This is a genomic window from Streptomyces sp. NBC_00727, from assembly GCF_045161745.1.
Classification (GTDB): Bacteria; Actinomycetota; Actinomycetes; order Streptomycetales; family Streptomycetaceae; genus Streptomyces.
The window spans coordinates 5,269,508-5,280,800 of record NZ_CP108981.1; the positions used below are offsets into that span (position 1 = coordinate 5,269,508).

Consider the following 11,293-nt stretch of genomic DNA (forward strand, 5'->3'; position numbering starts at 1 on the left):
GCGGACAACTGTCACTGCCGTGGTGTGCAATGGATCGCGTGTCTGCGTTCGACGAACCCCTGAAGAAGCTGCTCGGCGGCCCCACCGCGAAGGTGATGGCAGAGCACCTCGACCTGCACACGGTCGGTGATCTCCTGCATCACTACCCGCGCCGCTACGAGGAGCGCGGCCGGCTCACGGCGCTGACCGACCTCCCGCTCGACGAGCACGTCACGGTCGTCGCGCAGGTCGCCGACGCCCGCGTCCTCACGTTCAACGGCGGCCGCGGCAAGCGCCTCGAAGTCACCCTCACCGACGGCCACGGCCGGCTCCAGCTCGTCTTCTTCGGCCACGGCGTCCACAAACCGCACAAGGAGCTGCTGCCCGGCCGGCGCGCCATGTTCGCCGGCAAGGTCTCCGTCTTCAACCGCAAGATGCAGCTCGCCCACCCCACCTACCAGCTGCTCGACGCCGACCCCGGGGACGACGCCGAGGCGACCGAGGCCGTGGACGCCTTCGCGGGCAAGCTGCTGCCGATCTACCCCGCCTGCAAGCAGCTCGACTCCTGGCGGATCGCCAAGGCGGTCGACGCCGTGCTGCCCAGCGCCCGGGAAGCCGTCGACCCGCTCCCCGCCTCCCTGCGCGAGGGCCGCGGCTTCACGCCGCTGCCCGAGGCCCTGCTGAAGATCCACCGGCCCGCCACCAAGGCCGACGTGGCGGCGGCCCGGGACCGGCTCAAGTGGGACGAGGCGTTCGTCCTCCAGGTCGCCCTGGCCCGCCGCAGGTACGCCGACACCCAGCTCCCGGCCGTCGCCCGCAGGGCCGCCCCCGACGGCCTCCTCGACGCGTTCGACGCCAAGCTGCCGTTCACGCTCACCGACGGCCAGCAGAAGGTGTCCAAGGAGATCTTCGACGACCTCGCCACCGAGCACCCGATGCACCGCCTCCTCCAGGGCGAAGTCGGGTCCGGGAAGGCGCAGCCCCTCGACTCGCTCGTCCTGACGCCTGCGGGCTTCAGGAGGATGGGGGACGTCTGCGTGGGGGACGAGGTCGTGCTCCCCAACGGGGAGATCAGCTGGGTCGACGGAGTTTTCCCTCAGGGCGAGCGGGACGTATGGCGTCTCGTACTATCCGACGACACCTCCGTGGAATGCGACGACGAACATCTGTGGATCGTCGGAACAAGCTGCGCCTGGTACCGGGGACAAACCCCGAAGGTCATGACGACGCGCGAGATCCGCGCGAACACGTTCAAGGCCAACGGTTCTTCGAAGTGGTACCTCCCGGTGGCCACTCCGGTGGATCTGTCCGATGGCACGGCACCGCCTCTCGACCCTTATCTCTTCGGTCTGCTGCTGGGAGACGGATCCTTCCGGCACAACCTGCGCCTTTCGACGGCCGACGAGGAGACTCTGGCTGCCGTGCGCTCGACTCTGGCCCCGGATCGTGCGGTCACACCGGTTCCCGGCTCGGGCAGTGACTACACCATCGGGCTGGCAGGTCCGAGAGGCGGCACCCGACGGAACCCAGTGATCAGCGTGTTGCGTGAACTCGGTCTCTGGGGGCTCACTTCGCACGACAAGTTCCTGCCCCTCGCCTTCAAGAACACATCGATCAAGAACCGTCTGGCGGTCCTGCAGGGGCTCATGGACACGGACGGGACGGTGGATGCAGACGGCCTGAGCGTGTCGTTCTGTTCGGCCTCCAGGCTGTTGGCCGACGACGTGGCATGGCTGGTTCGCTCGTTGGGAGGACGGGCTCGAGTGCTGCCGAAGAAGGCCGCATTCAACGTCTCGATCGCATTGCCGGACGAGTACGTCCCGTTCCGGCTCGCCCGGAAGTCGCGTCGCATGCGCCCGAGGCCGAAGTACAACACCTTCCGACGGGGAATCCGTGCGGTCGAGTACGTCGGACGCAAGCCTGTGCAGTGCATCAGCGTCGCCGACGCGAGTCATGCCTACGTGACTGATCACTTCACCGTGACGCACAACACCATGGTGGCCCTGCGCGCCATGCTCGCCGTGGTCGACGCCGGCGGCCAGGCCGCGATGCTCGCCCCCACCGAGGTCCTCGCCCAGCAGCACCACCGCTCGATCACCGAGATGATGGGGGAGCTGGCCGAAGGGGGCATGCTGGGCGGGTCCGACCAGGGCACCAAGGTCGTCCTGCTCACCGGGTCCATGGGCACCGCCGCCCGCCGGCAGGCGCTGCTCGACCTGGTAACCGGCGAGGCCGGCGTCGTCATCGGGACGCACGCCCTGATCGAGGACAAGGTCAAGTTCCACGACCTGGGCCTGGTCGTCGTGGACGAGCAGCACCGCTTCGGGGTCGAGCAGCGCGACGCCCTCCGTTCCAAGGGGAAGCAGCCGCCCCACCTGCTCGTCATGACCGCCACCCCCATCCCGCGCACGGTCGCCATGACGGTCTTCGGCGACCTGGAGACCTCCGTCCTCGACCAGCTCCCGGCCGGCCGCTCGCCCATCGCCAGCCACGTCGTCCCCGCCAAGGACAAGCCGCACTTCCTCAGCCGCGCCTGGGAACGCGTCCGCGAGGAGGTGGAGAACGGCCACCAGGCGTACGTGGTCTGCCCCCGCATCGGGGACGACGAGGACGACCCGGGGAAGAAGGGGAAGAAGAAGACGGCCGAGGAGGAGGCGACGGCCGACAAGCGCCCGCCGCTCGCCGTCCTGGAGATCGCCGAACAGCTCGCCAAGGGCCCCCTGCACGGCCTGCGCGTCGAGGTGCTGCACGGCAGGATGCAGCCCGACGACAAGGACGACGTGATGCGCCGCTTCGCCGCCGGCGACGTCGACGTCCTGGTCGCGACCACCGTCATCGAGGTCGGCGTCAACGTCCCCAACGCCACCGCGATGGTCATCATGGACGCCGACCGCTTCGGCGTCTCCCAGCTGCACCAGCTGCGCGGCCGGGTCGGCCGCGGCTCCGCCCCCGGCCTCTGCCTGCTGGTCACCGAGGCCCACGAGGCGAGCCCCGCCCGCGCCCGCCTCGGCGCCGTCGCCGCCACGCTGGACGGCTTCGAGCTCTCCCGTATCGACCTCGAACAGCGCCGCGAGGGCGACGTGCTCGGCCAGGCCCAGTCCGGGGTCCGCTCCTCGCTGCGCGTCCTGAACGTCATCGACGACGAGGAGGTCATCGCCGCCGCCCGCCAGGAGGCCGTCGCCGTCGTCGCCGCCGACCCCGAGCTGGAGCACCTGCCCGAGCTGCGCACCGCCCTGGACGCCCTGCTCGACAAGGAGCGCGAGGAGTACCTGGACAAGGGGTGAACCGGGAGGGCCGCCCGCCCCGGGAAGCCCGCCCCTCCCCGACGCCATATCGTGGGAGGTACGGCGCCCACGGCACCCCGAGCGCCGCCCCGACCCGAGGACCAGTCACCCATGACCCGCGTGATCGCAGGCGTGGCCGGCGGACGCCGCCTGGCCGTCCCGCCGGGCACCGGCACCCGGCCCACATCCGACCGCGCACGCGAGGGCCTGTTCTCCACCTGGCAGGCGCTCCTGGGCACCCTGGACGGCATCCGGGTCGCCGACCTCTACGCCGGCTCCGGCGCCGTCGGCCTCGAAGCCCTCTCCCGGGGCGCCGCCCACGCCCTGCTCGTCGAGGCCGACGCCAAGGCCCTGCGCACCGTCAAGGACAACGCCCGCACCCTGGGCCTCCCCGGCACCGAGGTCCGAGGCGGCAAAGCGGAACAGATCGTGACGGGCCCGGCACCCGCGGAGCCGTACGACGTGGTCTTCCTGGATCCGCCGTACGCCGTCACCGACGACGATCTTGGCGAGATCCTCCTCACACTCCGTGCCCAGGGGTGGCTCACGGGCGACGCGCTCGTCACCGTGGAACGCAGCACCAGAGGCGGAGAATTCAGCTGGCCCAAGGGTTTCGAGCCATTGCGGGCCCGTCGCTACGGCGAGGGAACGCTTTGGTACGGTCGCGCCGCCGCTACGTGCGAAGACGCACGATGACCGGACCGGAGAGCGAGGGAATCAAGTTGCGCCGCGCCGTATGCCCGGGGTCGTTCGACCCCATCACCAACGGACATCTCGACATCATCGGCCGAGCGTCGAAGCTGTACGACGTCGTGCACGTCGCGGTGATGATCAACCAGTCCAAGAAGGGCCTGTTCACGGTCGACGAGCGGATCGACCTCATCCGCCAGGTCACCGCGGAGTTCGGCAACGTCCAGGTCGAGGCCTTCCACGGCCTCCTCGTCGACTTCTGCAAGCAGCGCGACATCCCGGCGATCGTGAAGGGCCTGCGGGCCGTCAGCGACTTCGACTACGAACTCCAGATGGCCCAGATGAACAACGGGCTCTCCGGCGTCGAAACGCTCTTCGTGCCGACCAACCCCACCTACAGCTTCCTGTCCTCCTCCCTGGTCAAGGAGGTGGCGACCTGGGGTGGCGACGTCTCCCACCTGCTGCCGCCGGTCGTCCAGGAGGCCCTGACCGAACGCCTCGCGCAGTCCTGAGCCACTGACAGCACGTCAGCCGTACGCACCGCAGGTGTCGGGCGGGCGCCGACTGGCCGTACAGTCGTCCCGTCCGTCTCCAACCGGCAGTAGAGAGTGGCGAGCACACGGTGGACGTGCAGAAGAAGCTCGACGAGATCGTCGACACGGTCGGGAACGCCCGGTCCATGCCCATGTCGGCGTCCTGCGTGGTCAACCGCGCCGAACTGCTCGCGATGCTCGAAGAGGTGCGCGAGGCCCTGCCCGGCTCGCTCGCCCAGGCCGCCGAGGTCATCGGCGGCCACGAGCAGCTCGTCGAACAGGCCCGCCAGGAGGCCGGCCGCATCATCGAGAACGCCCACGCCGAGCGCACCGCCCTGATCTCCGACACCGAGATCGCCCGGCGCTCCCAGGCCGAGGCCGACCGGATCCTCACCGAGGCCCGCAAGGAGGCCGACGAGGTCCGCGCCGACGCCGACGAGTACGTCGACAGCAAGCTCGCCAACTTCGAGGTCGTCCTCACCAAGACCATCGGCTCCGTCGACCGCGGCCGCGAGAAGCTCCTCGGCCGCGGCCAGGGCTTCGACGAGCAGGGCTACGAGGACCCCGACTTCGCCGAGGCCCCGGAGCGCAGCGCCGACCCGGAGACGCTCAGGCAGCGCGCCGACGCGTACGTGGACACCAAGTTCGGCGCCTTCGAGGCGGTGCTCGCCAAGACCCTGGAGGCCGTCGGCCGGGGCCGGCAGAAGCTGCACGGCCGGGTCGCCACCGACGAGCTCGGCGCGCACATCGCCGCCCAGGACGCGGCCGGTGAGCAGGGGCACACCAGCGACGAGGACCACTGGGCCGGACTGGCCGAGGTGGCCGCCCCGCAGCCGCTCCAGATCCCGCACCAGGCCGAGCCGCAGTACGGCCGGCCGGAACCGCAGTACGCACAGGGCTACGGCTATCAGGACCAGCCGCAGCAGGAGGCGTACCAGAACCAGCCGCAGCAGGACGCGTATCAGAACCAGCCGCAGCAGGACGCGTACCAGGACCAGCACGCCCAGCAGGATGTCTACGGCTACCAGCAGCAGCCCGACCCGTACGCCGCCTACCAGCAGCAGGGCTACGACCAGGGCCAGGCGCAGCACGCGATGCAGGCCCAGGGCGGCTACGAGGCCTGGCAGCAGCCCGTCCAGTCCCAGCAGCCCCTCCAGCAGCACGGCGAGGGCGCCCTGGACGAGACCAGCCTGTTCGACACCAGCATGATCGACCTGGACCAGCTGCGCCGGTACGAACAGGAGCGCTGACCGGCCGGCCGGGGATACGTCCGGGCCCGGATTGGGAGCTGGGCGGTGCGTCCAGTATCCTGGCTCTTCGGTCGCGCGTATGTCCGCGATCCCGGCTGCCCGCTTCGACTCCGGACCGGTCGGCCCCTCCCACACCACGCGTGACGCGTTCGATCCGAAAGCAGGAAAAGCCCTGAACGGCCAGCTCGACCACCGAAACCCCCTCGTGTTCGACACGCACGAGCTGGGCCGGCGTCCGGGTGCCATGAAGCGGCTGACCCGCACGGCGGACGCCCCCGCCGATCTCGGGATCGCCGACGTCATCGGAGTCCCCGAGGGCGCTCCGGTGAAGCTCGACCTCCGTCTCGAATCCGTCATGGAGGGCGTGCTCGTCACCGGGACCGCCCGTGCGGCGGTCGAGGGGGAGTGCGTAAGGTGTCTGGAGCCGCTGAACCGCGAGGTCGAGGCGGACTTCCAGGAGATGTTCTCGTACCCTGACGCCGATGACCGGAACCACGGCAAGCCCGCGGACCCGGTCGACGACGCCGAGGACGACGAGGACAGGCTTTTTCTCGAGGACGGCTTGTTCGACCTCGAGCCGGTGCTGCGTGATGCGGTGGTGCTCGCACTGCCGATGCAGCCGGTGTGCAAGGAATCCTGTGCCGGTCTGTGCTCCGAGTGCGGAGTCGGGCTGGACGAGAATCCCGGCCACCACCATGATGCCGCCGACGCTCGTTGGGCGGCACTGCAAGGACTCGCCGAGACCATTCAGGACGGCGAGAAGGACAACATGGGCGGCGCCGCACCCGGCGTCGACAAGAAGCAGGAGAAGTAGCCGTGGCTGTTCCGAAGCGGAAGATGTCGCGCAGCAACACGCGCCACCGCCGGTCGCAGTGGAAGGCTGCGGTCCCCACCCTGGTTTCGTGCGAGCGCTGCCAGGAGCCGAAGCTGCAGCACATCGCGTGCCCCAGCTGCGGCACGTACAACAAGCGCCAGGTCCTCGAGGTCTGAGCGGCTGGTGAGAGGCCCGATGTCTGAGTTGTCCCACGCCAAGAAGCAGGCAGACAACGTCAACACAGCCTCGTCCCACACGCTTCTGGAAGGGCGGCTCGGGTACCAACTCGAGTCCGCCCTTCTGGTGCGTGCGCTGACCCACCGTTCGTACGCGTACGAGAACGGCGGTCTGCCCACCAACGAGCGACTGGAGTTCCTCGGGGACTCCGTGCTCGGCCTGGTGGTCACGGACACGCTGTACCGCACCCACCCCGACCTGCCCGAAGGCCAGCTGGCCAAGTTGCGGGCCGCGGTGGTCAACTCGCGTGCGCTTGCTGAGGTGGGCCGCGGCCTAGAACTCGGCTCCTTCATCCGGCTCGGCCGCGGTGAAGAGGGCACGGGTGGCCGGGACAAGGCTTCCATCCTCGCCGACACCCTTGAAGCGGTGATCGGCGCGGTCTATCTCGATCAGGGCCTCGATGCGGCATCGGAGCTGGTCCACCGGCTCTTCGATCCGCTGATCGACAGGTCCTCGAACCTCGGCGCCGGCCTGGACTGGAAGACCAGCCTCCAGGAGCTCACCGCGAGCGAGAGCCTCGGAGTCCCCGAGTACCTCGTCACGGAGACCGGCCCGGACCACGAGAAGACCTTCACCGCTGCCGCCCGCGTCGGTGGTGTCTCGTACGGCACCGGCACCGGCCGTAGCAAGAAGGAAGCGGAGCAGCAGGCGGCGGAGTCCGCCTGGCGCGAGATCAGCGCCGCCGCGGAAGCGCGGGGGGCGGCGGCGAAGGCCGCTGCCGACGGAGGGGCCGCCGACACCCCTGCCGACCCGTCGCCGTCCACGGACGTCGCTCCGGCCTGACCTGCGAGAACCCCCCGGTGCCGCCGTGCACCGGGGGGTTCTCCGTGTCCGTGTACCCCCGTCGCGTCCCACCCCAGGAGCCGTCCGTGCCCGAACTGCCCGAGGTCGAAGTCGTCCGCCGAGGTCTGGAGCGCTGGGTCGCCGGACGGACCGCCGGTGAGGTCGAGGTCCTGCACCCGCGCGCGGTCCGCCGCCACCTCGCGGGCGGCGTGGACTTCGCGGCCCGGCTGACCGGGGCGCGGTTCGGGACCGCGATGCGCCGGGGCAAGTACCTCTGGGTGCCGCTCGACGAGGAGGCCGGCTCGCTCCTGGGCCACCTCGGCATGAGCGGCCAGCTCCTCGTCCAGCCCGAGGGGGCGCCCGACGAGAAGCACCTGCGGATCAGGATCAGGTTCGCCGACGCGGTCGGCACCGAGCTCCGCTTCGTCGACCAGCGCACGTTCGGCGGCCTCTCGCTCCACGAGAACACCCCCGACGGACTGCCCGACGTCATCGCGCACATCGCCCGCGACCCCCTGGACCCGGCCTTCGACGACGCCGCCTTCCACACGGCGCTCCGGCTGCGCCGCACCACGGTCAAGCGCGCCCTGCTCGACCAGTCGCTGATCAGCGGGGTCGGCAACATCTACGCGGACGAGGCGCTCTGGCGTGCCCGGCTCCACTACGACCGGCCGACCGCGACGCTCACCCGCCCCAAGTCCGCCGAACTGCTCGGCCACGTCCGCGACGTCATGGACGCGGCGCTGGCCCAGGGCGGCACCAGCTTCGACAGCCTCTACGTGAACGTGAACGGCGAGTCGGGCTACTTCGACCGGTCGCTCGACGCCTACGGCCGCGAGGGCGAGCCCTGCCACCGCTGCGGTACGGCGATGGCGCGACGCCCCTGGATGAACCGGTCCAGCTACTACTGCCCCCGCTGCCAGCGCCCGCCGCGCGTCGCGCCCTAGTCTTCGCGGGCCTCGTCGTAGCGCGCGCGGGCCGCGAGGACCTCGGGCATCCGGCCCTCGACGAAGTGGATGAGGCCGAGCAGCCGCTCCGCGACCTCCTGGCCCAGCGGCGTCAGCTCGTAGTCGACGCGGGGCGGATTGACGAGCTGGGCCTCGCGGTGCACCAGACCGTCGCGCTCCAGCGCGTGCAGGGTCTGGGACAGCATCTTCTCGCTCACCCCGTCGACCCGGCGGCGCAGCGCGTTGAAGCGCAGGCTCTCCTCGTACAGGGCGCCGAGCGTGAGGGCGCCCCAGCGGCCGGTGGCGTGTTCCAGCAGGCCGCGCGAGGGGCACTGCTTGGAGAACACGTCGAAGGGCAGGTCGTCCGTCGCCGACGTCTCCGGTGCGGTGCTCTGGTCCATGAAACCAGCGTACGCCCGCACAGCGCTTTCCCTGAGTCAGTGCGATCCTGGGGAGAGCGAGTGGGGCGTACGGGTGGTGCGTACGGCGGTGGCGCGGGTCAGAAGCCGAAGTCCTGGGTCCACCAGGGGCCGCCGGCCCCGAAGTGGACGCCCACGCCGAGCGTCTTGTAGTCGCAATTGAGAATGTTTGCTCGGTGGCCGTCGCTGTTCATCCAGGCGTCCATCACGGCCTGCGCGTCGGCCTGGCCGCGGGCGATGTTCTCGCCGCCGAGGCCCGGGACACCGGCCGCGTCCGCCCGGTCCCACGGGGTTTTGCCGTCCGGGTCCGTGTGGTCGAAGAAGCCGCGCGTCGCCATGTCGTCGCTGAAGTTCTGGGCGAGCGAGGCCAGCGACGAGCTCGCCGTGACCGGGCTGCACCCGACCTTGCCGCGCTCCTCGTTGACCAGGGCCAGGATCGCGGCCTGGGCCGAGGCGGCGGTGGCGCTCGGCGTGCTGCTCTTCGAGGGGGCCGGTGCGGAGGACTTCGGGGCGGCCGGCGCCGAGGTCTTCGCGGCATTTGTGGCCGCGGCCTTCGGCGCCGAGGAGGAGGGCGCGGCCGTCTCCTTCTTCTTGGGCGACGTCGTCTTCCCGGCGGCGGACTTCTTCCCGGCCGGCGACTTGGACGGCGCGGCCGGCTTCGCGTGCGAGGCGGAAGGGGAGGCCGACGCGGACGCCGAGTGCGAGGCGGCGGGCGAGGCCGACTCCGACGGGTCCGACGTGGCGGAACGCGACTTCTTCGGTGCCGCGGAGCGGTCGGTGCCGCGGCTCGCGGTGGCCGAAGCGGAGGAGCGGTCGGCGGGCGAGGTGGTCGCGCCGCCCTGGGTGAGCAGGTCCGGGGCGGCCTGGGACCGCACCTGGTCGGCGGCCGGACCGCCGCCCACGGTGTAGCTGTCGCCGCCGGGCAGCAGACCCGAGGCCACGGCGACCGCTCCGACGGCCATGGCCGCCGAGACGCCTATCAGTCCGGTGCGCACGGGGATCGCCGACCGCTTCCTGCGGCCTGCCCCCCGGTGCCGGCCCGCGGCCCCGTCCACCTGTTCCTCAGCGGCGGGGGCTGCGGCGCCGCGTCGATGGCGTCCCATCTGCTGTGCCCTTCTGACGACCTGGACGCCGTTTTCGACGCCACCATGCTCACCCGAACGAGTGAAGCTTTTGCGAGGGGACTGTACGCCATGGCGTTTCGCCGACAAGTGCTCCGAAAGCATGTGGCCAGTTAGCGTTCGGGCATGAACGAAGATGTACGACTCACCGCTTGGGTACGCGGCCGAGTACAGCAAGTAGGGTTCCGCTGGTTCACCAGGGCAAACGCTTTGGAGATCGGGGGCCTCACCGGTTTCGCCCTCAATCTCGACGACGGCAGGGTGCAGGTCGTGGCCGAGGGCCGGCGTGAGAATTGCCACCGTCTTCTGGACTGGCTGCGCTCGGACGACACACCCGGCCGCGTCGACGGCGTCACTGAGATCTGGGACACGCCGCGCGGTGGATACGAGGGATTCGCGATCCGCTGAGAAGGCCTGCGGACGGGCCTTTGAAAGGGTCCGTATCCGGCCCGTGTCCGATGCGCGGCGAGGGGTGACCACGGGCGCCCCCGTCGCGCGTACACATGAAATGACCTGCGGAATGTTCCGATGGTTGCCAAGATTCGGCTGGCATGTCAGGCTGCCGCCCAAAGGATGATCTCCGTACCCCTGAGGGCCCCGTCGGAGAGTCGCGCCGCATGATCGTCTCGCCGCGCGCCCCCGGGACGCCCGCGTCTGCGGGGTGTGATCGTGTTGACCGTCAAACTTTTTGGTGAGACTCTGAAATCCCCGCGCACCTTAGCTGTTCGGCAGAGCTGGTAGGCAGCAGAACAGCAGTGACAACAGAGCACTGCCGAGCACCGCGGGTGCGATCCCTCACGACCCACACCGCATCGGTCGGTCACTCATTGTGGAGGACCATCCATCATGGCAAAGGCGCTTCTCGGTTATGTCGGCGGTTCCGACCCGCGACTCCTCGCCGAGATGCGACGGCTCCAGCAGCGCGTCCAGGACCTCGAATCCGAGCTCGTACGGATTCAGGACGAGAACGACGCGCTCAACGCCGCCGCCCAGCACCAGTCGCTGCTCGACAGCATCGACATCGACGTACCCCAGGCGGAGCCGGCGCTCACCTGACCCGGCCTGAAGGCCCCCAGGGGCCGGTCGGGCCACGCGCCGATCGCACGGGCACATCGCCGGATCACCACCGGATCATTGAGGATCAATACCGCAGGCCGGAGCATTGCCGGATTGCGTTGATCCGCGTCTCCTCCGCCTCGTCATTGATCCGGTAAAGCACGTCCGCATGCCCGGCTG

The 11,293-nt window shown here is 70.1% G+C and carries 12 protein-coding genes; 10 read left to right on the top strand and 2 right to left on the bottom strand.

All coding sequences use genetic code 11. The annotated features are described in order from the left end of the window. Positions 1-29: 29 nt before the first annotated feature. The 8 genes from OG242_RS24005 (at position 30) to mutM (ending at position 8,517) form a co-directional block, all read left to right on the top strand. On the top strand, positions 30-3,263 hold the full coding sequence (locus tag OG242_RS24005; protein WP_405900120.1) for a helicase-related protein: 3,234 nt from the start codon (positions 30-32) through the stop codon (positions 3,261-3,263). 111 nt (positions 3,264-3,374) lie between these two features. Further along, positions 3,375-3,959: a 16S rRNA (guanine(966)-N(2))-methyltransferase RsmD gene (rsmD, locus tag OG242_RS24010; RefSeq protein WP_405900121.1), complete on the top strand. Its 585-nt coding sequence runs from the start codon at positions 3,375-3,377 to the stop codon at positions 3,957-3,959. Positions 3,960-3,985: 26 nt separating this feature from the next. Next, positions 3,986-4,465: a pantetheine-phosphate adenylyltransferase gene (coaD, locus tag OG242_RS24015; protein WP_405901710.1), complete on the top strand. Its 480-nt coding sequence runs from the start codon at positions 3,986-3,988 to the stop codon at positions 4,463-4,465. Positions 4,466-4,575: 110 nt separating this feature from the next. Further along, positions 4,576-5,736, top strand: a complete 1,161-nt coding sequence (locus OG242_RS24020) for a cell division initiation protein (protein ID WP_405900122.1) — start codon at positions 4,576-4,578, stop codon at positions 5,734-5,736. A gap of 205 nt (positions 5,737-5,941) precedes the next feature. Next, positions 5,942-6,550 (top strand): YceD family protein, encoded by a 609-nt coding sequence (locus tag OG242_RS24025; protein WP_405901711.1) that lies wholly within the window; start codon positions 5,942-5,944, stop codon positions 6,548-6,550. A 2-nt stretch (positions 6,551-6,552) separates the two neighbouring features. Continuing rightward, entirely contained in the window at positions 6,553-6,726 is a 174-nt protein-coding gene (rpmF, locus tag OG242_RS24030) for a 50S ribosomal protein L32 (protein WP_003965982.1), read from the top strand. A gap of 19 nt (positions 6,727-6,745) precedes the next feature. After that, positions 6,746-7,570: a ribonuclease III gene (gene rnc, locus OG242_RS24035; protein WP_405900123.1), complete on the top strand. Its 825-nt coding sequence runs from the start codon at positions 6,746-6,748 to the stop codon at positions 7,568-7,570. An 86-nt stretch (positions 7,571-7,656) separates the two neighbouring features. Next, positions 7,657-8,517, top strand: a complete 861-nt coding sequence (gene mutM, locus OG242_RS24040) for a bifunctional DNA-formamidopyrimidine glycosylase/DNA-(apurinic or apyrimidinic site) lyase (RefSeq protein WP_405900124.1) — start codon at positions 7,657-7,659, stop codon at positions 8,515-8,517. Here mutM and OG242_RS24045 read toward each other — a convergent pair. Both OG242_RS24045 and OG242_RS24050 read right to left on the bottom strand, forming a co-directional pair. Beyond that, complete coding sequence (locus tag OG242_RS24045; protein WP_405900125.1) at positions 8,514-8,918, bottom strand: winged helix-turn-helix transcriptional regulator; 405 nt, start codon at positions 8,916-8,918, stop codon at positions 8,514-8,516. The two genes, mutM and OG242_RS24045, sit on opposite strands and share 4 nt — an antisense overlap. Positions 8,919-9,016: 98 nt before the next feature. Continuing rightward, on the bottom strand, positions 9,017-10,039 hold the full coding sequence (locus OG242_RS24050; protein WP_405900126.1) for a CAP domain-containing protein: 1,023 nt from the start codon (positions 10,037-10,039) through the stop codon (positions 9,017-9,019). 144 nt (positions 10,040-10,183) lie between these two features. Here OG242_RS24050 and OG242_RS24055 point away from each other — a divergent pair, with 144 nt between their 5' ends. Together OG242_RS24055 and OG242_RS24060 are read left to right on the top strand one after the other, a co-directional pair. Beyond that, a complete protein-coding gene (locus OG242_RS24055; RefSeq protein WP_026242487.1) occupies positions 10,184-10,465 on the top strand; it encodes an acylphosphatase in 282 nt (93 codons plus the stop codon). Positions 10,466-10,903: 438 nt separating this feature from the next. Continuing rightward, entirely contained in the window at positions 10,904-11,113 is a 210-nt protein-coding gene (locus OG242_RS24060; protein WP_018521386.1) for a hypothetical protein, read from the top strand. Positions 11,114-11,293: the final 180 nt, after the last annotated feature.